Source organism: Nocardioides sp. CF8 (genome assembly GCF_000389985.1).
Classification (GTDB): domain Bacteria; phylum Actinomycetota; class Actinomycetes; order Propionibacteriales; family Nocardioidaceae; genus Nocardioides; species Nocardioides allogilvus.
The window spans coordinates 167,966-192,195 of record NZ_CM001852.1; the positions used below are offsets into that span (position 1 = coordinate 167,966).

The following is a 24,230-nucleotide window of genomic DNA, read 5'->3' on the forward strand; positions in this document are numbered from 1 at the left end:
AGGAGGACATCCGGTGCCAGCAGCACCTCCGGTCGTCATTACTTTCGACCTCTTCAGCGCGCTCATCGACTCGCGTACCGGAGCCTCGTCAGGCTTCGATGCGCTGTCGCAGGGGCGCGGCTGGGAGGTGTCGGGGCGCGCGGTGTACGACAATTGGGACGCCCGCAACAAGGAGGCCCAACGGACCTGCACGACCTGGGAGCCCTACGCCGAGTTGGCGGGTCGCGCACTCGGCGAGACTTATCGAGCGCTTGGCATCGACGGCGACCCGGAACAGGACCTCGTCCGGGTGCTCGACACGCTCCCGGCCTGGCCGCTGTGGCCCGACGTGGCGCATGCGATGGCCTCCCTCGCCCGGACGTTCCGCATCGGACTGCTGTCCAACGTCGACGACTCGCTGTTCCGGCGGACCGCCGCGGCGGCCTACGTCGACCCCGATCTGGCAATGACGTCCGAGCGGCTCGGCGCCTACAAGCCGGACCCACGGATCTACCTCCGGGCCACGGAGGCGCTCGGGGCGATGGTCCACGTTGCCTCGTCGGCTCGTGACGTGCGCGGCTCGCTCGAGGCCGGGATTCCGGTCGTACGCCTGGCGCGGTCCGGGCATCGAGTGGACCCGGAGGGGCCCGCTCCGTCGCTCGAGGCTCACCGGATGGAGGATCTCGCACCCCTGGTTGCCGAGGCGGCGCAGGCCCACGCCGCCCAGAGGCTCGGTGACTGAGCCCGACTCCAGGCATGCCTGGCGCACCGCCGGCCTGGGGTTCGTGGCCATGTTCGTCACCATCGGGGTCGGGTTCAGCTACGGCGTGCTGGTGCTGCCCGCGGCCCAAGACCTCTCGACGAGTCCCGGCGTCGTGTCGGGTGTCTCGGGGGTGACGGTGATGGTGTTCTTCCTCATCGGTGCGCCCGCCGGGATGCTCGCCGACCGGATCGGCGCCAGGACCGTGCTGCTCCTGGGCGCCGCGGCCCTCAGCGCGGGGTTGCTTCTCACGGCCGCGGCCACGCGCGTGTGGATGCTCTACGTCGGGCACGGGCTCCTGGTCGGGGCCGCGATGTCCGCGAGCTTCATCCCGCTCACCGCCGTGGTCAGCGCCATCTTCGTCCGGCACCGAGCCCTGGGCGTCGGCGTGGCCGTCTCCGGCATCGGCGTGGGCACCCTGGTGATGGCGCCCCTCCTGGCCGCATTCATCGAGACGGTGGGGTGGCGGACGACGTACCTCGCCCTATCGGTGGTCGCCCCGACCGTGCTGGTCGCCTGTGCCCTGCTGCTGCGCCGACCTCCGCGACAGGGTCGCGCCGCCGCCTCCCTGGGCAGCATGCTGCGCTCCCTGGACCACCGCCTGATGTACCTGTCGCAGGCGTTGCTGTCGGTGGCCATCTTCATGCCCTTCGCGCACCTTCCGGCGTACGCCGTGAGCGTCGGGGTGGGACCGGTGCAGGCTGCTGGACTCGTGGGGATCCTCGGCGCGGCCAGCGTGGTGGGGAGGTTGGCGCTCGGGCCCATGGCGAACCGGGTCGGGCTCCTCCCCGTCTACCGCGCCTGCTTCGTGGCCATCGGTGCCAGCTTCGTGTTCTGGCTCTGGCCCGAAGTCGGCTATCTCGCCCTCGTGCTCCACGCGGTGGTCCTGGGCGTGGGGTACGGCGGGTTCGTCTCACTGCTGCCGTTGGTGGTCGCGCTCCGGTTCGGCACCGAACGACTCGGCGGTCTTCTGGGTGTCCTCTACACCTCCCACGTGCTCGGGGCCGGATTGGGTCCCCTCGCCACGGGTCTCCTCGTGGACCGGTGGGGCTACCTTCCGTCGGGGTGCGCGGGGCTGGCCTGCGGCCTGGGGGCAGCGGTCGTGCTGGGCCGGCTCGCCCCGTCGTTGGCCCCCCGGGTCACCGGCGTTCAGGACAACCCGAGCCGCCGATAGCGCTCGAGACGGGCGAGGACACGTTCGGCAGGGTCCTGACGCATCAGGAGCGCCAGCTCCTCGAGCAGGACCTGACCGACTCGACGGCAGAACTCCTCCGGCTCGTCGGCGGCGTCCGGTCGCTCCGGCACGATCCGGTCGACGATCCCGGCGGCCATCAGGTCCGCCGAGCGCACACCCTGGTCCGCGGCCATCTGGGGCGCGTGGGTGACGTCGCGGTGGACGATGGCGCTCGCGCCCTCCGGGGGGAGCGGCGACAGCCATCCGTGCTGGGCCGCCACGACCCGATCACCCGGGAGGAGCGCGAGGGCTCCGCCACCGGTTCCCTGCCCGAGAAGCAGTGTGAGTGTGGGTGCCTCCAGCATCACGAGGTCCGACAGGCAGCGAGCGATCTCACCGGCGAGTCCACCTTCCTCGGCCTCGACCGACAGGGCGGCTCCGGGCGTGTCGATCACCGTGACGAGGGGCAGGTGCAGCTCGTCAGCCAGCCGCATTCCACGGCGTGCCTCGCGCAGGGCCCCTGGGCCCAGCGGACGGTCCTCCGTCTGGCCGCGGCGGTCCTGGCCCAACAGGACGCACGGGGCACCTCCGAAGCGGGCGAGCGCGATGAGCAGTCCGGGGTCGTGCTCGCCCTCGCCGGTCCCGTTCAGCGGGACCACGTCGGTTGCGGCGTACCTCAGCAACCGGCGGATCCCCGGCCGGTCGGTCCGGCGCGAGCGCGTGACGGAGTCCCACGCCTCCACGTCGCGAATCGGCTCGTCATCCGCAGGTGCCTCGTAGATCCCGGGCACCGTACGGTCGGCGCAGATGACGTTGAGTGCGCGGGCGAGCACGTCCGCGATCTCCTCGGGCGGCACGACGGCGTCGATGAGGCCGCGCTCGTAGAGGTTCTCGGCGACCTGGACACCGGCCGGGAAGCTGCGCCCGTAGAGCGCCTCGTAGACGCGCGGACCGAGAAAGCCCACCAGGGCCCCCGGCTCGGCCACCGTCACGTGCCCCAGGGACCCCCACGAGGCGAACACTCCGCCCGTCGTGGGGTGCCGGAGATAGACGAGGTAGGCCAGGCCGCGCGCTTTGTGCGCGGAGATGGCAGCGGTGATCTTGACCATCTGGATGAAGGCGACGGTGCCCTCCTGCATCCGGGTGCCACCTGATACCGGGGCCGCAAGGAGCGGCAGCCCCTCGGCGGTGGCGCGCTCGACGGCGAGGACCAAGCGCTCTGCGGCAGCGACGCCGATCGAACCGGCGAGGAACGAGAACTCGCAAGCCATCACCGCCACCCGACGCCCCCTGATGGTGCCCTCACCTGTCATCACCGCCTCGTCCAGGCCGGTGTGCTCGCGCGTGGACGCGAGCTCTGCGGCGTATGCCTCGGTGGTGGGGTGCTGGACCGGCGCAGCGTCCCAGTTCCGGAAGGATCCCTCGTCGAGCACCATCGACACGAGCTGGCGGGCGTCCGGCCCGCGGCGGCTCACGCGTCACCCCCGTCGGCCTCGTCGAGCCAAGCTCGGACACTGGCGTCGTGCTGACCCAGTATTGGCGGGGGGAGATGCTCCGTGCGTCCGCCCGCATGGAGGTTGTCGTCGAAGCGCAGCGGAGGGCCGGGCAGCTCCAAGCGGCCGGCCGTGGCGTGCTCCACCTCGATGAGCAGGCCCTGTGATCGAGTCTGGTCCCAGGCGTAAACGTCGTCGAGGGTGCGCACCTTCCCGGCCGGGACCCCGGCTTCGGCCAGCCGGGCCAGCCAGTACTCGGCGCCCTCGGTCTTGAAGACTGCCTCGATCTCCTCGATGAGCTCCTCACGACGTCCCACTCGGAGCTCGTTGTTGCTGAAGCGCGGGTCGGCAACGTCGATCCCGACCACCGGGGCGAACCGCTGCCAAAGGCCCTCGCTGCCGACGGCGAGCTGCACGGCGGCATCGGCGGTGCGGAAGAGGCCGTAGGGGGCGATGGCGGCGTGGTGGTTGCCGATGGCGCGAGGCACCTCACCGGCCACGGTGTGCCGTGTGCCCTGGAAGGCGTGCACCCCGACGATCCCGGCGAGCAGACTGGTGCGGACCACGCGCCCGCGGCCGGTGTGCTCGCGCTCGAGGAGTGCCGACACGACGCCGAAGGCGCCGTACATGCCGGCGAGCAGATCACCGATGGGCACGCCGACCTTGGTGGGCTCTCCCGGGCCCGGTCCGGTCAGGCTCATCAGCCCAGCCTCGCCCTGGGCGATCTGGTCGTAGCCGGCTCGCCCGCCCTCGGGCCCGTCGTGGCCGAACCCGGTGATCGACATGATGACCAGTCGAGGATTGATGTCGTGCAGCTGCGACACCGAGAACCCGAGGCGGTCGAGCACGCCGGGGCGGAAGTTCTCCATCAGCACGTCCGCTCGCGCGACGAGCCGACGTAGGAAATCCTTCCCCTCGTCGCTCTTGAGGTCGGCCGTGACCGACTCCTTGTTGCGGTTGCACGACATGAAGTACGTCGACTCGCGCTGCTCGCCGTCCCCGACGAAGGGCGGGCCCCACGTGCGGGTGTCGTCGCCGGCCCCGGGGGCCTCGACCTTGATCACCCGGGCTCCGAGGTCTCCGAGCATCATCGCTGCATGTGGACCTGCGAGCGCGCGGGTGAGGTCGACGACCACGAGGCCGGAGAGCATGTCCATGAATAAGCTTCTTCCTGTCTGGTTCAGTGGCTGAGCCACCGAAACAGTGGACCTTCGATAGGGTTCGTGTCAAGCAATCCATGCTTGCGCGCGGTTCACATGGCCCAGGCAGGCCGACCTCGCCCCTGATGGAGAACCGTGACCGACGAAGCCAAGCGCCCGCCCGCCGGCACCCACGCCCGCGCTGCGCCCGATGCAGCGTTCACGCCTGTACGAACAGCTCGTCGAGCGGCTCCTCCTTGATGGAGGAGCTCAATCTGCGCCCTGGCGACCGTCTCCCTCCCGAGCGCGGAAGATGTGCGGTCGCGCCGCTTTGGCCGTTCGGGCAGCGTCGAAGGGTTGGAGTCTGGCGCCCAGACGTCTCATCCGTTGGCCAGGAGGAAGGCCGCCCTCAGTTAGAACCTGGGCGATCGTGTCTCATCTCGTGCAACCTAACGTGTGGCAAATGTGTGGCAGGACGACCAGTCGCGATCGGCGATGGCCAACGACGTCCATCGTCTTTGTGCAGGTCAGGCGCACAATGCCAACGACGACCATCAATTGCCGCTGATCGTGCCGCGCTTCCCCTGGTACTACTGAGGTGCGGATCGTCGTCCTGACCGGGGCCGGCATCTCCGCCGAGAGCGGGCTGGCCACGTTCCGCGACGCCGACGGGCTGTGGGAGGGCCACGACCCGATGACGGTCGCGACCCCCGAGGCCTTCGCGCACGACCCGGAGCTCGTGCAGCGGTTCTACGACGAGCGGCGTGCGCTGCTCAGCCAGGTGCAGCCCAACGCCGCCCACGTCGCGCTGGCCCGGCTCGAGGCCGAGCTCGGCAACGACCTCTACCTCGTCACCCAGAACATCGACGACCTGCACGAGCGCGGGGGTTCACGGCGCGTGCACCACATGCACGGGCGGCTCGCCGCGGCGTGGTGCACGGCGTGCGACGAGCGCCACGAGTGGACGTCCACGCTCGTCGAGCGGCCACCCTGCCCGTCGTGTGCGTCCAGCACGCTGCGCCCCGACGTCGTCTGGTTCGGCGAGATGCCCTACGACATGGATGCCATCGACGAGGCGCTGTGGGCCTGCGACCTCTTCGTGTCGATCGGCACCTCCGGCCTCGTCTATCCCGCCGCCGCCTTCGTGCACTACGCGATCGGCAACGGCAAGCGCACGCTCGAGCTCAACCTCGCCGCCAGCGACACCAGCAGCGACTTCCACGAGTCCCGGCGCGGACCCGCGACCGAGCTGGTCCCGGCCTGGGTCGACGAGGTGCTCGCCGCGCGCTGACCTCAGCCCGTCGCGAGGGTCCGGTTGTCGATCTCCGGGTAGTGCTGGCGGATGCTCACCTTGCGCTCGAGCTCGCCGATGATCGCCGGCGCGAAGTTGACGCCGTAGAGCGCCTCCGCGCTGCCGAGCCCACCCGGGCTGAACACGTTGATCTCCATCAGCTTGTCGCCGACGATGTCGAGGCCGACCAGGAACATCCCGTCGCTGACGAGCTTGGGACGCACGACCTCCACGATCGCGAGCATCTCGTCGGTCATAGCCACCCTCATCGCCTTCCCGCCGGCAGACATGTTGGAGCGGATGTCGGTCGACTTGTTCGTACGGCGGAAGGCGGCGTACTTCCCGTCGAGCATCAGCGGCTGGCCGTTCATCACGAAGACCCGGACGTCGCCGCGGACCGCCTCGGGGAGGTATTCCTGCGCGACGACATAACCGTCGCGCGAGATCGCCTCGATGATCTGGCTGAGGTTGGGGCCCTCCTTGCGGTCGATCAGGAAGACGCCGGTGCCGCCGGAGCCCTGCAGCGGCTTGAGCACCGCCTTGCCGCCGAGGTCCTTGATGAAGGCCTGGATCATGTCCCCGTCGCGCGAGATCAGCGTGCGCGGCCGGACGATCTCGGGGAAGTGCTGGAAGTAGGCCTTGGACAGGGCGTTGGCGAGGCTGGTCGGGTCGTTGACGACCAGGACCCCGCTGGAGGCGATCAGCTGGCCGAAGGCGACCCCCGCGTTGTTGCGCCACGGATCGCTCTCCGCGTCGTCCGCGGGGTCGTTGCGCAGCATCACGACATCGAACTCCTCGAGCCCGATCAGCTTCGCCGCCTCCGGCTTGCGGACGTCGTCGAGGTGTCGCTTCAGCGAGCGGTAGGTCTTCGCCTGGCCGGCCCGGGCGCGGGTGCTGAGGGACCCGTCGGGCTCGTAGGCGAAGTCGCCGATCCCCATGAACCACGCCTCGTGGCCCATCTCCTTGGCGGCGAGGGCCATCCGGTTGGTGGTGTACTCCGCCTTCTCCGTCTCGATGTCGTTGACGACGAACCCGATCAGCATGTCGATTCCTCCAGCAGGGCAGTGAGATCGTGGTGGGCGGCCGCCTTCTCCAGGTGGGCGACGGCAGCGGGGTCGTCCAGGTAGCGCGGCAGCAGGCGAGCCGGCTGCAGCACCTCGCGATCCTGGAGGTCGGCGATGAGCGGCAGGTCGTTGAGCGAGAACTTGCCGAGCCACAGGAGGTCGAGCACGCCGCCGTCTGCGAGATGGTCGAGCAGCTCGACGAGCCCGCGCAGGTAGATCGCGTCCTTCGTCATCCCGCCCGATCGGTAGATCCGCATGACGGTGGTGAAGGCGCTGCCCGGCGGGAACCCGTCGGCCACCATCGCCTCCTGGGCCTCCGCGAACGACGCCCCGGCGATCAGCCGGTGCACGGTGATGACCCGGCCGGCGAGCTGTCGCAGCCGGAAGGCGGTCAGGCCACCGGCGGCGATCTCGGCCAGCACCGCCAGCCCCTCCTGCGTCTCGTCGTAGCCGGCGAGCCCCGCACCGAGCACCTTGATCGGCTGGTGGGCGCCGTTGACCTGGGTCACGAGGTGCGTGCCCACCTCGTGGTGCAGCAGCGCGGTCGCCCGACGCCGCTGCACCTTCGACTCCGGGCCGATCAGCAGCGTGTCGCCCGACACCATCACGCCGTTGACGTCGGGACGGATCTCGGCGTGCATCTCGATGTCGGGGTCGACCTCGCGGTAGTGCGCGATCTCCGCCTCCGCGAGCGCCAGGAACTCCTCGGCGTCCAGCGCCTCGCCGGGGGCCTCGGTCGAGGTGACGGTGTCGAGGATCGCCTCGGCCTGCTTCCGGAGGGCGGGTGAGACACCGCCGTACAGCTCGATGCTGAGCTGGAGGAAGTCCTCGGTCCCGCGCGCCTCGAGCATGTCGAGCTGCAGCTCCACCTCGCGGTGCTTGGCGCGCAGCAGGTGGCCCAGCGTCGGGTCCTCGACCGCCGCGATGTCGATGTCGTCGAGCATGGTGCGCGCGACGTCGGGGTCGGTCTCGAGCTCGCGATAGGTGAACTCGGGGTCGGGGTCGTCACCCGCGAGGAAGTCTTCCTTGACGTCCTCGGCGTCCATCGGCGTGATGTCGAGCAGGAAGCGGAAGCTCTGCGACAGCTGCGCCAGCTCGTGGTCGATCGCCTGGTCGGCCGCTGCGATCTCGGCGCTCATGACAGCTCCTCCAGCGCACGCCCGAGCACCGGCACGGTCGCGGCCAGGGCCTGCACCGTCTCCGCCAACCGGCCCGCGTCGACCTCGGCAGTCCACTCGTCCATGAAGGTCTTCTTGAACTCCAGGGCCAGGCAGCAGCCGGTGCCGGGGTAGGTCTCGTGCACCCACGCGGCGAGCGCCCGACCCTCGAAGCGCACGTTCTCGCGTACGTCGACGGGCTCACCACCCACGTCGTGCGACGCGAGCTCCGTGATGAACGCATCCGCCAACGGTCCGAAGCGGTCGCGATCGAGGCTGCCGGTGCCGACATTGACCTGGGGACTCTCCTCGACCGGGTCTGGCTCGGCGTCGGGCCCGGCGCGGCGGTGGTTGTAGGAGTGCACGTCGAGCACGACGAACGGACCGCGGGCAGCCACGGTGTCGAGCCGCTCCCCGAGCCGGGCGTAGAACTCGTCGTACACCTCGAGACTGCGACGGGTCTCGCCCTCGGACATCGCGCCACCAGCCCACACGTCGAGCCCCCAGCAGTCCTCGGGGGTGCGGTAGACGGCGTCCTCGCGTGGGCGGTTGAGGTCGACCTCGAAACGCGACCTGCTGGTCAGGACCCGGGCCGGCGCGACCGAGGCGATCTCGTCGGTCTGCGGGTCCTCCTCACGCAGCCGCGCGGCCTCGTCCAGGGCCACTGCCTGCGCGAGCTCGGGACGCAGCTCGTGGCCGGCGTGGACCGAGCAGGCGATCACCTGCTGCCCCCAGTCGCCCACGAAGGCGACGCGGTCGGACGGACGTTGCTGGGACGTCATGCCTCCTGTCTATACGACGCCCAACAGGTCGAACACACCCCGACGAGGAGTTTGGCCAATCGCCCGACGCGGACACGACGGTGGGCCGGCGACTGCCCCGGGACGCCGCGGAGCCCGGTTCACCAGGTCGTGAGGAGCGCCGGTTGGTCGGCGCGCGGCAGCACGACCACGAAGGTCGCACCGGTCCCCCGCGCCGACTCGACCTCGACGGTCCCGCTGTGCCGGACCACCACCTGGTGCACGATGCTCAGACCCAGGCCGTGGCCGGAACGATCCAGCGCGGCCGGGTCGGAGGAGCGGAAGAACTCGCCGAACAGCAGCGCCTGGTCGCTGGACGAGATCCCGATGCCGTGGTCGCGAACGGTGAGCCGCACCACCTTCCCGTCGCCGAGCACATCCACCTCGACGCGTCCCCCGCGCCGGGAGTACTTCACGGCGTTGTCGAGGAGTCCGCCGATGCAGCGGGACAGCTCGAGCGGGTGTCCCTGCACCGTGCACTCTCCGACGACCGAGAGCGCGATCGTCACGTCGCGGTGCTCAGCCTGAGGAGTCACCTGGGAGATCGCCTCGGTGGTGAGCTCCGCCAGGTCGAGCGTGGCCAGGGTGACGGGGCTCGACACGTCCGCGAGGCGCGAGAGCAGCGCGAGGTCCTGGGCCAGGCTCGAGAGCCGGGCGGTGTTGCGGATCATCGGAACGACGGAGCGCCGGGCGTCCTCGGGCAGGTCCATGTCCTGCAGCAGCTCGAGGTGACCGGACACGAGGGCGAGGGGGTTCTGCAGCTGGCGGGCCACCGTGTCGATCAGGGTGCGCCGGTGGTGGTCGAGTCGGCGCAGCTCAGCCGTCGCGGCCAGCTCCCGCTCGTGGGCCCTCGCGTTGAGGATGGCCCGGCCCAGGTCGTGCGCCACGTCGAGGGCGGCCGAGCTCTCGTCGTCGGTCCACCGGGGTGCGTCCTCGCCGCGGTCCACGGCCAGCAGGCCCAGGATGTCGGGACCGGCGCCGATCGGCACGAGCACGATCTCGCGCAGGCCGCGCGCCGCGACGGGGGCGGTCAGCTCGGCGCGGTACCGCCGGTCGAGCTCGTCGTCGCCCCAGACGTGGTCGCGCTCCACGATCAGGACGGCCTGGCGTCCCCACGCCTCGACGAGCGACGCCTTCAGCGCGGCCCGCACCTGCGGTCCGATCTCGGGCGCCGGCGGTCGCAGCGCCACGACGTCCAAGGTGTCGAACTCGTCGATGGTGTTGATCCACAGCGCCTGCGCCCGGAACGGCTCGCGGCACTGCTTGCGCACGATCCGGAACAGCTCGCGCACGTCCCCCTGCGGCGCGGCCGAGCGGATGACCGCGCGGGCGCCGTTGGCCAACCGGATGCGCTGGGCGAACTCCTCGCGCTCGATCTGGACGAGGACGGTGTGCAGGACGGGCCTGATCACCCGCTCGAAGACCGTGAGCTCCTCGGAGGTCGGGCGCAGCCCGTCTCGCGGCAGGTCGAAGTAGACGAGCGAGCGCAGCCTGCTCCGGTCGTCGTGGACCTGGGCGACGAGCATGTCCTTCGCGTGCCACCGTGCCGGGTCGTCGCTCGGCGGCAGGTCCGGCACGACGCCGTACGGCGACATCCGGTCGAACGCCTCGGCCGTCATGTCCTCGGCCCGGATGAAGGTCAGCACACCGACCTCTCGACCCTGGTCGAGGGCGGGGTACATCGCCGACAGCGGCGAGCCGACCCCGTCGTGCTCGTCGTGGGTGGCGGGGTCGTCGGTCGCGATGGCGACGAACTCCAGCATCTCGTCGCTGCGCAGCACCTCGATGGCGCACACCTCGAAGCCACCGAGCTGGCGAAGGCTGTCGGCGATCTCCGACATCGCCCGGCGCGCGACCGTGTCGCCCCACCCGTGTCGGCGAGGTCGCACGACCTGCGTGTCCGCAGCCGACTCGTGGCTGGCCATCCGGTCCCCCTTCGGGGTCACGATGCCACGGCACCGGCTCTCGTACTCGGTTTTCGCCGAAGGGGTCAGCGGCCGTTCTGGCTGAAGTGCTGGTAGTCCTTCGACTGGTTCCAGTCCCCGCCCCACTCCCAGCCGATCCGCGCGAAGGCCTCGATCACCGGGCCGGCCTCGACGACCATCCCCGGCCGGACCGCCTCGCGGCGCAGGTAGGCGCTGGCGAGCTCCGGCAGCACGACCTCTCCCTTGAGGTAGGGGTTCTGGAACGTGTTGACGTCGATCGCCAGGCCGTAGGCGTGCTGGGAGAAGTAGGACGCGCCCGTGCTGGGACGACACACGAACGCCCCGGTCCCGTTGCCGTCGCCCGTGGGGGGCGCCTCGGGGTTGTAGGAGCGGACGACCACGACCTGCTCCTGCGGGAAGCGCTGGCGGTAGAGGGTCCGGAACACGCTGACGAGGTCGTCGGCCACCGTGCGGTGGACGAGCAGCTCGCCGGTATGGCGCTGGGCGTCGAAGCCCCAGAACGTGACCCGGAGCCAGGCCAGGTCGGCCGCGGCGACCGGGCAGCCCTCCTGCCAGGACGAGCGCGCGATCACCCGGCCCGGTGCCGGCGAGACGACCTTCGCGGCGAAGCCCCTGCCCGGGAGCATGGCCACGGTGTCGGGCATGGTCCAGCGGCGGTTGCGCAGCGCGGGCGGAGTCGGTCGCACCTCGCCGTACCCCGTCGAGGCGCGCGGGAGCTCCCGGGTGCCGAGCCAGACCGGTGGCCGGGAGCCCAGGCCGGTCGCGGGGGCGAGAAGGGTGCCGTCGGCAATGTCCTGCGGTTTCGTGACGACCCTTCGGGCCTCCTCAACCTCCGGGGCGGAGTCCGCGCCACAGCCGGCCAGGAGGGCGGCGACCGCCAGTGCCACGGCGCATCTCGACGTACGACTGATCACACCGGCACGCTATCCCGGTGCCCCGGCACGAACCCGCGAGTAACATTGCCGGCATGAGCCGAGAGATCTACGACGAGGACCACGAGGCCTTCCGCGCCTCCGTCAAGGAGTTCCTGGACCGCGAGGTCATCCCCCACCTGGACGACTACGCCGAGGGCCACGGGCTCTCGCGCGAGTTCTGGCTGGCCGCCGGCAAGCAGGGCTTCCTGGGCCTGGAGATCCCCGAGCAGTTCAGGGGCTCCGAGGCGGGCGACTACCGCTTCAACGCGGTGCTCACCGAGGAGCTGGCGAAGGTCAACATGACCCTGCCGTCGTGCGTCGGCATCCACGCCGACATCGTCGCGCCCTACCTCGTCCACCTGACCAACGACGAGCAGAAGGCGCGCTGGCTGCCGAAGTTCTGCTCCGGCGAGCTGCTCACCGCGATCGGCATGACCGAGCCCGGCGGCGGATCCGACCTCGCCAACCTGAAGACCACGGCCGTCCGCGACGGCGACGACTGGATCATCAACGGCTCCAAGACCTTCATCACCAACGGTGGCAGCGCCGACCTCGTCGTCGTCGCCGCGCGCACCAGCCCGGAGAAGAAGGCCAAGGGCATCTCGCTCTTCGGCGTCGACACCTCCCTCGCCGGCTTCTCCGTCGGCCGCGTGCTCGACAAGGTCGGCCAGGACGAGTCCGACACCGCCGAGCTGTCCTTCGAGGACGTCCGCGTCAGCAATGCCGACCTGATCGGCCCGCTCGACACCGGCTTCATCTCGATGATGCAGTTCCTGCCGCAGGAGCGCCTCGGCTCGGCGATCACCAACCTCGCCCACGCCAAGCAGATCCTGGAGGAGACGATCCAGTACGCCAAGGAGCGTCAGGCCTTCGGCCAGCCGATCGGCAACTTCCAGCACAACGCGTTCCTGATGGCCGAGCTCGTCACCCAGATCGAGGTGACCGAGGCGTACGTCGACCAGTGCGTGCTCAAGCACACGCGCGGCGAGCTCTCCGCGGTCGACGCGGCGAAGGCCAAGTGGTGGACCTCGCAGGTCCAGAACGAGGTCCTCGACCACTGCGTGCAGCTGCACGGCGGCTACGGCTACATGAACGAGTACCGCGTCGCCCGCGCCTGGCGCGACGCCCGGGTCTCGAAGATCTGGGCCGGGTCCAACGAGATCATGAAGATGCTGATCGGACGTGACCTCGGCTTCAAGTGAGCCGGCTGTTCGTGGCGGTCGTCCCGCCGGAGGAAGTCGTCGAGCACCTCGACGACTTCCTCTCCGTACGCCGCGGCGCCGGTGAGTTCAGGTGGACGCTGGCCGACCAGTGGCACGTGACGCTCGCGTTCGCCGCCCACGTCCCCGACCGTGCCTTCGACGAGCTGTGCGAACGGCTCGAGGCCGGGGCCGGGCGGCAGGCGACGTACACGACGAAGATCGTCGGTGGCGGGGCGTTCCCGCACCCGGACGGCGCCAAGGTGCTCTATGCGGGCCTCGACGGGTCCTTCGACGCCCTCGCCCGGGTGGCGCGCAACGCGGTCTCGACGGCGGGTGCGGCCGTCGACGGGCACACGTTCCACCCGCACGTGACGCTCGCGCGGCTGGGCCGCCCGGCCAACGTGACCAACTGGGTGCGCCTGCTCGACGCCTACTCCGGCCCCGCGTGGGACGTCGAGGAGATCGCCCTGGTGGAGTCGCACCTCGGTGAGGGACCGCGGCGGCGGCCACGCCACGAGGTGCTGGCCACCTTCCCCCTCGGGGCGTAGCCCAGCCTCACCTTCGTTGCGGGCGGACGGCCCGCGCGGAAGGCTGGGACGCATGTTGGAGATCGGCAGCGACGCGGACCCGCAGCACTGGCACGAGCAGACGGACGCCGCCAACGGCAACCGCCTCAACGCCCTGCGCGCGGCGGTGCTCGGCGCCAACGACGGCATCGTGTCGACCGCCGGCATCGTGATGGGTGTGGCCGGCGCGACCAGCGAGCGGACGACCATCCTGATCGCGGGCGTGGCCGGCCTCGTCGCCGGCGCGATGAGCATGGGCACGGGTGAGTACGTCTCCGTCAGCACCCAGCGCGACTCGGAGAAGTCGATCCTGCGGCTCGAGGCCGAGGAGCTCGAGGCGATGCCCGAGACCGAGCAGCGCGAGCTGGCCCGGATGTACGAGGAAAAGGGCCTCGATCCCGCCCTCGCCTCCGCGGTCGCGGCCCAGCTGACCGCGCACGACGCGCTCGCCGCGCACGCCGACATCGAGTTCGGCATCGACCCCGACGACCTGACCAACCCGTGGCACGCCGCCTGGGCCTCGATGATCTCCTTCACCTTGGGCGCCCTGCTGCCGCTGCTGTGCGTGGTGCTCGCCCCGGCCGACGCCCGGATCGCCGTCACCGTGATCGCCGTCGTGGCCGCGCTGGCGATCACCGGCCTCGTCAGTGCCCGGCTCAGCATCAGCCCGCGCCTGCGCGCCGTCCTGCGCAACGTGGGCGGCGGTCTGCTCGCGATGGGCGTGACCTACCTGATCGGGTCCCTCGTCGGGATCGGGATCGACTAGGCGCTGGGCGCGGGACCGCTCGACGCGCGCAGCACCAGCTCGGGCTTGAAGAGGTACTCCTTGAACGGGATCGGCTGACCGTCGATCGCATCTGCCAGCGCTTGTACGGCGGCCGCGCCCATTCCCTGCACGGGCTGTCGCACCGTGGTGAGCGGCGGGTCGAGGAAGCCCATCAGGTTGGAGTCGTCGAAGCCGATCACCGAGACGTCGCGCGGCACGTGCAGGCCTCGCTCCCGAGCAGCGCGGATCGCGCCGAGGGCCATCAGGTCGGAGGCGCACACCACCGCCGTCGCGCCGCGGTCGTAGAGCGAGTCGGCCGCGGTCGCGCCGCCCTCGACGGTGAACAACCCGTCCTCGATCCAGGCAGTGGCCTCCTTCTCCGAGAGCTTCAGCGTGGAGCGCAGCGCGGCGACGAATCCGGTCCGCTTGCGTGCCGATGGCATGTAGCGGCCGGGACCGGTCGCGAGCCCGATCCTGGTGTGGCCGAGCTGAACGAGGTAGCCGACCGCCAGCGTCATGGCCTCCGCGTCGTCGGTCGACAAGAAGGGCGCTGCCAGACCCTCGGCGTAGCCGTTGACGAACACGACCGGCATCCCGCGGTCGATCAGCAGCTGGTAGCGCTCGTGGTCGCTGGAGGTGTCGGCATGGCGGCCGGACACGAAGATGATGCCGGCGACGCCGTGGTCGAGCAACGACTCGACGTACTCGTCCTCGGAGATGCCACCGGGTGACTGCGTGCAGAGCACGGGGGTGAAACGGCGCCTGGCCAGTGCGTCCTCGATGACCTGCGCGAACGCGGGGAAGATCGGGTTCTCCAGCTCGGGGACCACGAGCCCGACCAGCCCTGCCGAGCGGCGCCGCAGCTTGTGCGGGCGCTCGTAGCCCAGCACGTCGAGCGCGGTGAGGACGGCGGAGCGGGCAGCGTCGCTGACGCCGGGCTTGTCGTTGAGGACGCGGCTGACCGTGGCCTCGCTGACGCCGGCCGACGCGGCGATCTGAGCAAGGGTGGCCATGGCCGTATGTAAGCGCATCGACAGCGATCCTGCAAGGCATTCCATTTCTTGCAACGTCTTGCTAGCCTCCGGTGATCCCCGTCACAGCGGCCCCACGCCGTGACCCAAGCTCAAGGAGCACAGATGCGCCGCTCAGTGCCCGGCCTCGCCGGCATCGCCGCGCTCGCCCTCGTCCTCGCCGCGTGCGGCAACGACTCGGGCGACAGCAGCAACAACGACAGCGGTTCCAACAGCGACCCGGCCTCGATCGAGGCCGAGCTGACCTGGTGGGACACCTCCGACCCCGACAACGAGGCCCCGGCCTACGACACGTTGATCGAGAAGTTCAACGAGGAGTACCCCGGCGTCACGATCAAGCACGAGACCGTGCCGTTCGACCAGACGCAGAACAAGTTCAAGACCGCCGCCGAGTCCGGCTCCGGCGCTCCCGACATCCTCCGCGCGGAGGTCGCCTGGACTCCCGAGTTCGCGTCGCTGGGCTACCTCTACGCCCTCGACGGCACCGCCGCGCTCGACAACAACTTCGCCGAGACCCCGCTGTCCAGCAACGTCTACGACGGCAGCACCTACGGCGTCCCGCAGGTCACCGACACCCTCGGCCTGATGTACAACAAGGCGCTCTTCGAGAAGGCCGGCATCGCGGCCCCGCCGACGACGTGGGACGAGGTCCAGACCGCGGCCGAGGCACTGAAGTCCAAGGCCAAGGTCGACGGCATCTACATCAACTCCGGCGGCTACTTCCTCCTGCCCTTCCTGTACGGCGAGGGCGCGGACATCGTCGACGCGGACGCCGAGAGCATCACCGTGAACAGCCCCGAGGCCGCGGCGGGCATCCAGACCGCCCAGGACCTCGTGAAGTCGGGTGCCGCGGTCAAGCCGGTCGCCAACGACCCCTACGGCACGATGATGACGCTCTTCAAGGAGGGCAAGGTCGGCATGATCATCAACGGCCCGTGGGAGGTCGCCGCCATCGCCGATGACCCGAAGTTCGGTGGTCTCGAGAACCTCGGTGTCGCGCCGGTCCCGGCCGGCTCGGCCGGTCAGGGCGCTCCGGTCGGCGGTCACAACTACGTCGTCTGGTCCGGCATGGACGAGGAGAAGGCCGACGCCGCGACCGCGTTCATCAGCTTCATGAGCTCGGCCGAGTCGGAGGCGTTCATCGCCGACGAGCTGGGCCTGCTGCCCGGCAACGCCGATGCCTACGACCTCGTCAGCAACGAGCGCGTCGCCCTGTGGGCCGACGCCATGGCGGTCGCGCAGCCGCGTCCGTGGATCCCCGAGGGCGGCCAGTTCTTCGCCGCTCTCGACACCATGGGCACCCAGGTGATGATCCAGGACAAGCCGGTCCAGGGAGCGCTCGACGAGGTCGCCGACACCTACAAGAGCGAAGTCGTCCCCGACTACTCGCTCGACTGATCGACGCGGGCGGGGGACGGCTCAGGCGAGCCCTCCCCCGCACGTGCACCACGCCCCCGACTCACGTGAAGGCAGCGGAGAGCATGCGCAAGAGCTTCGACAAGCACTGGTACGCCTGGGCCATGGTGCTGCCCACCGTGGTGGTCCTCAGCGTCCTCGTCTTCGCACCGCTCGTGCAGGGCGTCTACCAGTCCTTCACCGACGTCAACGAGTCCAACCAGCGCAGCGAGATCTGCAAGAAGACCCTCGGCGGCGACGAGGTGTGCACGCCCAACCCGAAGGCCTCGAAGTTCGTGGGCCTCGACAACTACGTCGACGTCCTCACCGGCGAGCAGGGCCACTTCTGGCTGCAGTTCACCAACACCATCGTGTGGACGGTCGCCTGCGTGACGTTCCACTACGGCCTCGGCCTCGGCCTGGCCGTCATGCTGAACCGAAGATTCAGGGGCCGCAGCTTCTACCGGGTGGCGCTGATCGTGCCGTGGGCGGTGCCGGCCTTCGTGGCCGCCTTCGCCTGGCGCTGGATCTTCGACCAGCAGTTCGGCATCTTCAACGGCGTCCTCAAGGCCGTCGGGATGGACCCGGTCGCCTGGTTCGACCACCGCTGGTCCGCCCTCTTCACCGCCATCTGCGCCAACATCTGGCTCGGCGTGCCGTTCATGATGGTCGCCATCCTCGGCGGTCTGCAGTCGATCAGCGCCGACCTCTACGAGGCGGCGGAGATGGACGGCGCCTCGCCGTGGCAGCGCTTCCGCAACATCACGCTGCCGGGCCTGCGACCGGTCTCCTCGACGGTGATCCTGCTCGGCACCATCTGGACCTTCAACATGTTCCCGATCATCTACTTCGTGACGCGCGGCCAGCCCGCCGGCCAGACCGAGATCCTGGTGACCGGTGCCTACCGCGCCGGGTTCGAGGGCATCCGTGACTACAGCCTCGCGGCGACGTACGGCGTCTTGATCCTGTCGATCCTCATCGTCTATGCGTCGGTCTACAAGCGCATGCTGTCCAAGCAGGGAGAGGTGTTCTGATGAGCTCGATGCCGCCTGCCACCGCGACCGAGACACCGGCCGCGGTCACGCCACCGCGCGTGCGCGGTCGCGAGGACCGCTCGCTGCTCGCCAGCGTCGCCCTGCACGGCACCCTGATCGTCGCGACCTTCATCGCGCTGTTCCCGGTGCTCTGGGTCATGCTCAGCTCGATCAAGCCGGCCAGCGAGATCCGGCGCACGGAGATCTCGCTGTTCGCCAGCCCGACGCTGGAGAACTACCGCAAGGTCCTCTTCGACACGAACTTCCCGCAGTGGTTCCTCAACTCGGTGATCGTCGCGGCCTTCACCATGGTCATCGGGATCGCGATGTCCGCGAGCGCGGGCTATGCCCTGAGCCGCTTCAACTTCCCCGGCAAGCGCGGGCTGATGTGGGTCTTCCTGCTGACGCAGATGTTCCCGGTCGCCATCCTGATCGTGCCGATCTACACGATCATGGCCAACCTCGGCCTGATCGACACCAAGGCCTCGCTCGTCATCGCCTACTGCACGGTGGCCGTCCCCTTCTGCGCCTGGATGCTCCGCGGCTACTTCGACACCATCCCGCGCGAGCTCGACGAGGCGGCGGCCCTCGACGGGCTCGGCCCCTTCGGCACGTTCTACCGCGTGATCCTGCCGCTCGCCCGGCCCGGCCTCGCGGTGACCGCCTTCTACACCTTCCTGACGGCGTGGGGCGAGGTCGCGTACGCCATCGCGTTCATGCAGACCGACGACCACTACACCCTCGGCGCCGGCCTCCAGCAGTTCGTGCCGCAGTTCAGCCCGCGCTGGGACCAGCTCACCGCCGGCGCCGTCCTGATCACGATTCCCGCCGCCATCGTCTTCTTCTTCGCCCAGAAGCACCTCGTCGCCGGCCTGACCGCCGGTGGCACCAAGGGATAAGGAACCCGCATGCCCACCAGCGTCACCTTCGGCCAGGCCACCCGCATCTATCCCGGGATGGCGACCCCGGCCGTCAGCGCCCTCGACCTCGAGGTCCGACCCGGGGAGTTCCTCGTGCTGGTCGGGCCCTCGGGCTCCGGCAAGTCCACGGCGCTGCGGATGCTCGCAGGGCTCGAGGACGTCAACCAGGGTCGGATCCTGATCGGCGACAAGGACGTGACCCACCTGCGTCCCAAGGACCGCGACATCGCGATGGTGTTCCAGAACTACGCGCTCTACCCGCACATGAGCGTCGCCGAGAACATGGGCTTCGCGCTCAAGATCGCGGGCTCGCCGAAGGCCGACATCGAGGCCCGCGTGCTCGAGGCGGCCAAGATCCTCGACCTCGTCGACTACCTCGACCGCAAGCCCAAGGCACTCTCCGGAGGCCAGCGCCAGCGCGTCGCCATGGGCCGCGCGATCGTGCGCCAGCCCCAGGTCTTCCTGATGGACGAGCCGCTGTCCAACCTCGACGCCAAGCTCCGGGTCTCGACGCGCACGCAGATCGCCTCGCTGCAACGCCGACTCGACACGACCACCGTCTACGTCACCCACGACCAGGTCGAGGCGATGACGATGGGCGACCGCGTCGCCGTGCTCAAGGACGGACTGCTCCAGCAGGTCGACACCCCGCTCGGGCTCTACGACAACCCGACCAACGCGTTCGTCGCCGGCTTCATCGGCTCACCGGCCATGAACCTCGGGACGTTCACCGTGGCCGACGGCCACGCGCTGATCGGCGGAGCGAAGGTCCCGCTCCCGCGCTCGACGGTCGGCGCGATCACGGGCGACCAGGTGCAGGTCGGTTTCCGGCCCGAGGCGCTCGAGCTGTCGTCGGAGACCGATCCGGGCTCGTTCCCGGTCGAGGCGCTGGTCATCGAGGAGCTCGGCTCGGATGCGTTCCTCTACGGCAACCTGATCGGCGACGACCTGCGCGCCGACCACATCGTCGCCCGGATCGCTCCGCGCTCGGTGCCGGCCAAGGGCGCCAAGGTGTGGTTCACGATCGCGCCCGGCCGGATCCACGCCTTCGACGTCGAGACCGGCGACGCGCTGCCGACGGACTGAGCGCGTCGTACGCCGCTGGGTCGGGTTGCGCCGTACGAACCGCTCCAACGCGAGCCGCGAGGCGGCGACGCGAACAGGTGGGGGAAGTCTTGCGCTTCCTGGCCGTTGCAACGGCCAACCTGTGCAGGAGTCCCCGCTTGAGCGGGGACTCCGACAGGGAGGACGCCGTCAGCCCAGCGCGCGCACGATGTCGTCGACGCGCTCCTTGGCGTCGCCGAAGAGCATGCGCGAGTTGTCCTTGAAGAACAGCGGGTTCTGGACGCCGGCGTAGCCGGTCGCCATGGACCGCTTGAAGACGATGACGTCCTTGGCGTGCCAGACCTCGAGCACGGGCATGCCCGCGATCGGGGAGCCCGGCTCCTCCAGGGCAGCCGGGTTGACCGTGTCGTTGGCGCCGATCACGAGCACGACGTCGGTGCCGGCGAAGTCCCCGTTGATCTCGTCCATCTCGAGCACGATGTCGTAGGGCACCTTCGCCTCGGCGAGCAGCACGTTCATGTGCCCGGGCAGGCGGCCGGCGACGGGGTGGATGCCGAAGCGGACGTCGACGCCCTTGTCGCGCAGCTTCTTGGTGAGCTCGGCGACGGGGTACTGCGCCTGCGCGACCGCCATGCCGTAGCCCGGCGTGATGACGACCGACTTCGCGTCGGCGAGCAGCTCCGCGACCTCGTCGGCCTGCACCTCGCGGTGGTCGCCGTAGTCGCGGGCCTCGCCGCTGACGGCGCCGTCGGAGCCGAAGCCACCGGCGATGACGCTGACGAACGAGCGGTTCATCGCCTTGCACATGATGTAGCTCAGGATCGCACCGGAGGAGCCGACGAGGGAGCCGACGATGATCAGCAGGTCGTTGCTCAGCATGAAGCCGGCAGCGGCCGCGGCCCAGCCGGAGTAGGAGTTGAGCATCGACACCACGACGGGCATGTCGCCGCCGCCGATGGCCGCCACGAGGTGGAAGCCGAGCACGAGCGCGAGGACGGTCATGGCGATCAGCGGCACCAGGCCGAGGTTGCCGTCGACGGGCACGAACCACGCGAGCAGCAGCGCGGAGGCGATCAGGATCGCCAGGTTGAGCAGGTGGCGGCCCGGAAGCGCCAGCGGCGTCGACTTCATCTTCGCGCTGAGCTTGAGGTAGGCCACGATCGAGCCGGTGAAGGTCACCGCACCGATGAAGACCCCGAGGAAGACTTCGACGTCGTGGATGGTGGCCAGCGAGCCCTCGAGGTGGTCCTCGGCGAGGTAGGAGTTGAAGCCCACCAGCACGGCGGCGAGACCGACGAAGCTGTGCAGCATCGCCACCAGCTCCGGCATGCCGGTCATCTCGACCGTGCGGGCGCGCCGGGCACCGATGGCCGCGCCGACGGCCATGGCCGCCGCGATGAGCCCGAGCGTCACGAGCAGCGGGCGCTGGTCGCCGTACTGGCTGTTGCGGGCCGCCAGCACGAGGGTGGCGCCGAGCGCCAGCGCCATGCCGGTCATGCCGAACGTGTTGCCGCGGCGCGCGGTCTCGTGCTTGGAGAGTCCCGCCAGGGCGAGGATGAACAGGATCGCCGCGCCGATGTAGGCGGCCTGGATCAGGCCGGGCAGCAGCGGGGAGGTCAGGAAGTCCATGCGTTCAGTCCTTCCGGAACATCTGGAGCATGCGTGCGGTCACCAGGAAGCCACCGAAGATGTTGATGCTCGCGACGAGTACGGCGACGAGCGCCAGCACAGTCACCGCGAGGTTGTCACTGCCGACCTGCAGGATGCCGCCGACCAGGATGATCCCGGAGATGGCATTGGTCTCGGCCATCAGTGGCGTGTGCAGGGCGTGCGCCACGTTGGAGATGACGTAGTAGCCCACGAAGATCGCCAGCGCGAAGACGGTGAAGTGCCCCAGGAAGCTCGGCGGGGCATAGGCCGCGGCGAGCGCGAACAGGACGGCTCCGAGCGCCGCCGCGAAGAACTTGCGGCGCGGGTCGATCGGCTTCTTGGGCTCGGGCTCGGGCCGGGTGACCGGCGCGACGGGCGCTGCCGGGGCAGCGCTCACCTGCACGGGCGGCGGCGGCCACAGCGACTCGCCGTCCTGGGTGACGGTGATGCCGCGCTGCACGACGTCCTCGTGGTCGAGTACCAGCTCGCCGTCCTTGCCGGGGGTGAGCAGCTTGAACAGGTTGACGATGTTGGTGCCGTAGAGCTGGCTGGTCTGGGCGGCGAGGCGGCTGGCCAGGTCGGTGTAGCCGAGGATCGTGACGAGGTTGTCGGTGACGACGCGCTCGTCGGCCTGGGTCAGCGCGACGTTGCCGCCGTTGGCCGCGGCCATGTCGACCAGGACCGAGCCCGCGCGCATGCCGGCGACGGTCTCGGCGGTGATCAGCTGGGGCGCGGGGCGGCCGGGGATCAGCGCGGTGGTGATGACGATGTCGGCGTTGCGCGCCTCCTCGTCGTACATCGCGGCGGTCGCCGCCTCCTGCTCGGCGGTCATCTCCTTGGCGTAGCCGTCGGAGGAGACCTCCTGCTCCATGTCGACGCGGACGAACTCGCCGCCCATCGACTCGACCTGCTCGGCAACCTCGGGGCGTACGTCGAAGGCGCGGACGATCGCACCCATCGCGCCCGCTGCGCCGATGGCGGCGAGACCGGCGACCCCGGCACCGACGACGAAGACCCGCGCGGGCGGGACCTTGCCGGCAGCGGTGACCTGGCCGGTGAACTGGCGGCCGAACTCGTGGGCCGCCTCGATCACCGCGCGGTAGCCCGCGACGTTGGCCATGCTGGACAGCACGTCCATCGCCTGGGCGCGCGAGATGCGTGGGACCGCATCCATCGCCAGACCGGTGACGCGCTGCGCCTGCAGCTGCTCGATCAGCTTGGGGCTGCGGCCCGGTGCCATCAGCGACACGATCGTCGCGCCCTGGCGCAGGCGCCAGATCTCGTCGGCCGTCGGGGCGTTGACCTTGATCACGATGTCGCTGGCCCACACCTCGTCCGCGTCGGTGACCCGGATGCCTGCCTCGGTGAACGCGGCGTCGGTCTGGTCGGCGGCGACGCCCGCACCTGACTCGACCACGACGTCATAACCGAGCGACTCGAGCTGAGCGGCGGTGATGGTGGTGGCAGCCACGAGGGTCTCTCCCTGACGGGACTCGCGGGGGATGCCGATACGCACAGTTGCCTCCTTGGGGGCGGCTGGACTGTCCGGAAACCTACACGGGCTGTGCGTTCGTGAGCCCCAGTCTCAGGTGGCGTGCATCACGCTGCCGGGGAGCACCGCAGGGTCAGTGGGCCACGCCATAGAGGCGGTCGCCGGCATCACCGAGGCCGGGCACGATGTAGCCCTTCTCGTTGAGCCGCTCGTCGAGGGCCGCGGTCACCACGGTCACCGGGACGTCGAGGCCCTCGAGCCCGGCCTCGAGGTTGGCCAGGCCCTCCGGGGCGACGAGCAGGCAGATGGCGGTGATGTCGTCGGCGCCGCGGTCGGTGAGGAAGCGGATCGCCGCGGCCAGCGTGCCGCCGGTGGCCAGCATCGGGTCGAGGACGTAGCACTGGCGCCCGGACAGGTCCTCGGGCAGGCGTTCGGCGTACGTCGACGCCTCGAGCGTCTCCTCGTTGCGCACCATGCCCAGGAAGCCCACCTCGGCGGTCGGCAACAGCCGCATCATCCCGTCGAGCATGCCCAGCCCGGCGCGCAGGATCGGCACGACCAGCGGCTTGGGGCTGGCCAGCTTGACGCCGGTCGCGGGGGCGACGGGGGTGTTGATGGTGTGCTCGACGACGCGCACCTCGCGGGTGGCTTCGTAGGCGAGCAGGGTCACGAGCTCGTCGGTCAGCCGACGGAAGGTCGGCGAGTCCGTCTCGACGTCACGGAGCGTGGTCAGCTTGTGGGAGACCAGCGGGTGGTCGACGACGTGCGTGCGCATGGACCGCACCCTAGTAGCCCGCGGGGACACAGGGTTTCCTCCTCGCGGTGGATCTGCGACGCTGGGGGTGACGGAGGTGCTCGCGTGGAGGGATTCACCATGGACGACCAGCTCGACAGTGTCGACTTCGCGCTGGCCGCCTACCGGGACGACGGCGGGTGGCAGGTGCAGGACATCGCCTCGCCGGCCTACGAGTCGGTCGAGTCGCTCAGCGCCGCGCTGCGGCGCCTGCCCGGCGACGAGGGCGCGGTGGGACTGATCGCCGTCGACGAGGACTTCTTCGTGATCGTGCGCGTGGACGGTCCCTCGACCCGCGTCCTCCTCAGCGACATCACGGCCGCCGAGGAGTGGGACCTGGCCCAGTCGGCGCTCGAGTTCCTCGGCCTGCCGCCGTTCGTCGACCTCGAGGACGACGACGTGGCCCCCGCGGGCGACCTCGACCTGCTCGCCGACCTCGGCATGCACGCCATGGACATGGGGGTGCTGATCGACGACGACGACCTCTATCCCGACGAGATGCTCTCCGAGGTCGCGCGTGCCCTCGGGTTCGGCGAGCTCTTCGACGACCTCGTCGGGCTCACCTCTGCATGACCGCGCCCGACCAGTGGCTCGAGCCG

At 70.0% G+C, this 24,230-nt stretch carries 23 protein-coding genes; 12 read left to right on the forward strand and 11 right to left on the reverse strand.

Annotated features, from left to right (window positions below; all coding sequences use genetic code 11):
- The first annotated feature begins 13 nt into the window (after nucleotides 1-13).
- Nucleotides 14-721, forward strand: a complete 708-nt coding sequence (locus CF8_RS00805; RefSeq protein WP_010831239.1) for an HAD family hydrolase — start codon at nucleotides 14-16, stop codon at nucleotides 719-721.
- The gene (locus CF8_RS00810) at nucleotides 714-1,913 is read left to right on the forward strand and encodes an MFS transporter (RefSeq protein WP_010831240.1); all 1,200 of its coding nucleotides are present in this window, start codon (nucleotides 714-716) and stop codon (nucleotides 1,911-1,913) included. The genes CF8_RS00805 and CF8_RS00810 overlap by 8 nt, the downstream gene beginning before the upstream one ends.
- On the opposite strand, the gene CF8_RS00815 is transcribed toward CF8_RS00810, so the two are convergent.
- Nucleotides 1,889-3,388, reverse strand: a complete 1,500-nt coding sequence (locus tag CF8_RS00815) for a carboxyl transferase domain-containing protein (protein ID WP_010831241.1) — start codon at nucleotides 3,386-3,388, stop codon at nucleotides 1,889-1,891. The genes CF8_RS00810 and CF8_RS00815 overlap by 25 nt on opposite strands.
- Nucleotides 3,385-4,563 carry a CaiB/BaiF CoA transferase family protein gene (locus CF8_RS00820; RefSeq protein WP_010831242.1) on the reverse strand — a complete coding sequence of 393 codons (1,179 nt, stop codon included), beginning with the start codon at nucleotides 4,561-4,563 and terminating at the stop codon, nucleotides 3,385-3,387. The genes CF8_RS00815 and CF8_RS00820 overlap by 4 nt, the downstream gene beginning before the upstream one ends.
- A 447-nt stretch (nucleotides 4,564-5,010) precedes the next feature.
- Between CF8_RS00820 and CF8_RS23415 the strand changes: the two genes are divergently transcribed.
- Nucleotides 5,011-5,142, forward strand: a complete 132-nt coding sequence (locus CF8_RS23415) for a hypothetical protein (RefSeq protein WP_269634803.1) — start codon at nucleotides 5,011-5,013, stop codon at nucleotides 5,140-5,142.
- Between the two features lies 1 nt (nucleotide 5,143).
- Nucleotides 5,144-5,836, forward strand: coding sequence for an NAD-dependent deacylase (locus tag CF8_RS00825; RefSeq protein WP_010831243.1), 693 nt, complete (start codon nucleotides 5,144-5,146; stop codon nucleotides 5,834-5,836).
- Between the two features lie 2 nt (nucleotides 5,837-5,838).
- Here CF8_RS00825 and CF8_RS00830 read toward each other — a convergent pair whose 3' ends face one another.
- From CF8_RS00830 to CF8_RS00850, 5 genes are all read right to left on the reverse strand, one after another.
- Nucleotides 5,839-6,879: a glutathione synthetase gene (locus CF8_RS00830; RefSeq protein ID WP_010831244.1), complete on the reverse strand. Its 1,041-nt coding sequence runs from the start codon at nucleotides 6,877-6,879 to the stop codon at nucleotides 5,839-5,841.
- Nucleotides 6,873-8,039 (reverse strand): flavohemoglobin expression-modulating QEGLA motif protein, encoded by a 1,167-nt coding sequence (locus CF8_RS00835; RefSeq protein WP_010831245.1) that lies wholly within the window; start codon nucleotides 8,037-8,039, stop codon nucleotides 6,873-6,875. The genes CF8_RS00830 and CF8_RS00835 overlap by 7 nt, the downstream gene beginning before the upstream one ends.
- Complete coding sequence (locus CF8_RS00840; protein WP_010831246.1) at nucleotides 8,036-8,839, reverse strand: N-formylglutamate amidohydrolase; 804 nt, start codon at nucleotides 8,837-8,839, stop codon at nucleotides 8,036-8,038. The genes CF8_RS00835 and CF8_RS00840 overlap by 4 nt, the downstream gene beginning before the upstream one ends.
- A 119-nt stretch (nucleotides 8,840-8,958) precedes the next feature.
- The gene (locus tag CF8_RS00845; RefSeq protein WP_107706137.1) at nucleotides 8,959-10,803 is read right to left on the reverse strand and encodes a sensor histidine kinase; all 1,845 of its coding nucleotides are present in this window, start codon (nucleotides 10,801-10,803) and stop codon (nucleotides 8,959-8,961) included.
- A 44-nt stretch (nucleotides 10,804-10,847) separates the two neighbouring features.
- Nucleotides 10,848-11,717 (reverse strand): M15 family metallopeptidase, encoded by an 870-nt coding sequence (locus tag CF8_RS00850; RefSeq protein WP_010831248.1) that lies wholly within the window; start codon nucleotides 11,715-11,717, stop codon nucleotides 10,848-10,850.
- A 53-nt stretch (nucleotides 11,718-11,770) separates the two neighbouring features.
- On the opposite strand from CF8_RS00850, the gene CF8_RS00855 reads away from it, so the two are divergent.
- Genes CF8_RS00855 through CF8_RS00865 form a run of 3 tightly spaced genes read left to right on the forward strand, consistent with a single transcriptional unit; the run spans nucleotide 11,771 to nucleotide 14,251 of the window.
- The gene (locus CF8_RS00855) at nucleotides 11,771-12,919 is read left to right on the forward strand and encodes an acyl-CoA dehydrogenase family protein (RefSeq protein ID WP_010831249.1); all 1,149 of its coding nucleotides are present in this window, start codon (nucleotides 11,771-11,773) and stop codon (nucleotides 12,917-12,919) included.
- Nucleotides 12,916-13,467 carry an RNA 2',3'-cyclic phosphodiesterase gene (gene thpR / locus CF8_RS00860; RefSeq protein ID WP_010831250.1) on the forward strand — a complete coding sequence of 184 codons (552 nt, stop codon included), beginning with the start codon at nucleotides 12,916-12,918 and terminating at the stop codon, nucleotides 13,465-13,467. Before CF8_RS00855 ends, thpR begins: the two co-directional genes overlap by 4 nt.
- Nucleotides 13,468-13,519: 52 nt before the next feature.
- Nucleotides 13,520-14,251 (forward strand): VIT1/CCC1 transporter family protein, encoded by a 732-nt coding sequence (locus CF8_RS00865; RefSeq protein ID WP_010831251.1) that lies wholly within the window; start codon nucleotides 13,520-13,522, stop codon nucleotides 14,249-14,251.
- On the opposite strand, the gene CF8_RS00870 is transcribed toward CF8_RS00865, so the two are convergent.
- Nucleotides 14,248-15,264 carry a LacI family DNA-binding transcriptional regulator gene (locus CF8_RS00870; protein WP_010831252.1) on the reverse strand — a complete coding sequence of 339 codons (1,017 nt, stop codon included), beginning with the start codon at nucleotides 15,262-15,264 and terminating at the stop codon, nucleotides 14,248-14,250. The genes CF8_RS00865 and CF8_RS00870 overlap by 4 nt on opposite strands.
- A 123-nt stretch (nucleotides 15,265-15,387) precedes the next feature.
- Here CF8_RS00870 and CF8_RS00875 point away from each other — a divergent pair, with 123 nt between their 5' ends.
- From CF8_RS00875 to CF8_RS00890, 4 genes are all read left to right on the forward strand, one after another.
- Nucleotides 15,388-16,680: an extracellular solute-binding protein gene (locus CF8_RS00875; protein WP_036489933.1), complete on the forward strand. Its 1,293-nt coding sequence runs from the start codon at nucleotides 15,388-15,390 to the stop codon at nucleotides 16,678-16,680.
- 83 nt (nucleotides 16,681-16,763) lie between these two features.
- Nucleotides 16,764-17,711: a carbohydrate ABC transporter permease gene (locus CF8_RS00880; RefSeq protein WP_198016920.1), complete on the forward strand. Its 948-nt coding sequence runs from the start codon at nucleotides 16,764-16,766 to the stop codon at nucleotides 17,709-17,711.
- A complete protein-coding gene (locus tag CF8_RS00885) occupies nucleotides 17,711-18,610 on the forward strand; it encodes a sugar ABC transporter permease (protein ID WP_010831255.1) in 900 nt (299 codons plus the stop codon). The genes CF8_RS00880 and CF8_RS00885 overlap by 1 nt, the downstream gene beginning before the upstream one ends.
- A gap of 9 nt (nucleotides 18,611-18,619) precedes the next feature.
- On the forward strand, nucleotides 18,620-19,717 hold the full coding sequence (locus tag CF8_RS00890; protein ID WP_010831256.1) for an ABC transporter ATP-binding protein: 1,098 nt from the start codon (nucleotides 18,620-18,622) through the stop codon (nucleotides 19,715-19,717).
- A gap of 168 nt (nucleotides 19,718-19,885) precedes the next feature.
- Here the strand turns inward: CF8_RS00890 and pntB are convergent, their stop codons facing one another.
- The 3 genes from pntB to upp all read right to left on the reverse strand — a co-directional run bounded on the left by pntB (nucleotide 19,886) and on the right by upp (nucleotide 23,613).
- Nucleotides 19,886-21,325, reverse strand: coding sequence for a Re/Si-specific NAD(P)(+) transhydrogenase subunit beta (gene pntB, locus CF8_RS00895; protein WP_010831257.1), 1,440 nt, complete (start codon nucleotides 21,323-21,325; stop codon nucleotides 19,886-19,888).
- A gap of 4 nt (nucleotides 21,326-21,329) precedes the next feature.
- Nucleotides 21,330-22,862 carry a Re/Si-specific NAD(P)(+) transhydrogenase subunit alpha gene (locus CF8_RS00900; RefSeq protein WP_036489935.1) on the reverse strand — a complete coding sequence of 511 codons (1,533 nt, stop codon included), beginning with the start codon at nucleotides 22,860-22,862 and terminating at the stop codon, nucleotides 21,330-21,332.
- A 109-nt stretch (nucleotides 22,863-22,971) separates the two neighbouring features.
- Nucleotides 22,972-23,613 (reverse strand): uracil phosphoribosyltransferase, encoded by a 642-nt coding sequence (gene upp / locus CF8_RS00905; protein WP_036489937.1) that lies wholly within the window; start codon nucleotides 23,611-23,613, stop codon nucleotides 22,972-22,974.
- Nucleotides 23,614-23,697: 84 nt separating this feature from the next.
- Between upp and CF8_RS00910 the strand changes: the two genes are divergently transcribed.
- A complete protein-coding gene (locus tag CF8_RS00910; protein WP_332248900.1) occupies nucleotides 23,698-24,204 on the forward strand; it encodes a tRNA adenosine deaminase-associated protein in 507 nt (168 codons plus the stop codon).
- The last annotated feature ends 26 nt before the right edge of the window (nucleotides 24,205-24,230 follow it).

Bases quoted from the DNA above. Each gene is read 5' to 3' on its own strand.
- CF8_RS00830 (WP_010831244.1), bottom strand. From the start codon at position 6,879: ATGCTGATCGGGTTCGTCGTCAACGACATCGAGACGGAGAAGGCGGAG.
- CF8_RS00855 (WP_010831249.1), top strand. From the start codon at position 11,771: ATGAGCCGAGAGATCTACGACGAGGACCACGAGGCCTTCCGCGCCTCC.
- CF8_RS00890 (WP_010831256.1), top strand. From the start codon at position 18,620: ATGCCCACCAGCGTCACCTTCGGCCAGGCCACCCGCATCTATCCCGGG.
- CF8_RS00835 (WP_010831245.1), bottom strand. From the start codon at position 8,039: ATGAGCGCCGAGATCGCAGCGGCCGACCAGGCGATCGACCACGAGCTG.
- CF8_RS00870 (WP_010831252.1), bottom strand. From the start codon at position 15,264: ATGGCCACCCTTGCTCAGATCGCCGCGTCGGCCGGCGTCAGCGAGGCC.
- pntB (WP_010831257.1), bottom strand. From the start codon at position 21,325: ATGGACTTCCTGACCTCCCCGCTGCTGCCCGGCCTGATCCAGGCCGCC.
- CF8_RS00865 (WP_010831251.1), top strand. From the start codon at position 13,520: ATGTTGGAGATCGGCAGCGACGCGGACCCGCAGCACTGGCACGAGCAG.
- CF8_RS00880 (WP_198016920.1), top strand. From the start codon at position 16,764: ATGCGCAAGAGCTTCGACAAGCACTGGTACGCCTGGGCCATGGTGCTG.
- CF8_RS00840 (WP_010831246.1), bottom strand. From the start codon at position 8,839: ATGACGTCCCAGCAACGTCCGTCCGACCGCGTCGCCTTCGTGGGCGAC.
- CF8_RS00885 (WP_010831255.1), top strand. From the start codon at position 17,711: ATGAGCTCGATGCCGCCTGCCACCGCGACCGAGACACCGGCCGCGGTC.
- CF8_RS00875 (WP_036489933.1), top strand. From the start codon at position 15,388: ATGCGCCGCTCAGTGCCCGGCCTCGCCGGCATCGCCGCGCTCGCCCTC.
- CF8_RS00820 (WP_010831242.1), bottom strand. From the start codon at position 4,563: ATGGACATGCTCTCCGGCCTCGTGGTCGTCGACCTCACCCGCGCGCTC.
- upp (WP_036489937.1), bottom strand. From the start codon at position 23,613: ATGCGCACGCACGTCGTCGACCACCCGCTGGTCTCCCACAAGCTGACC.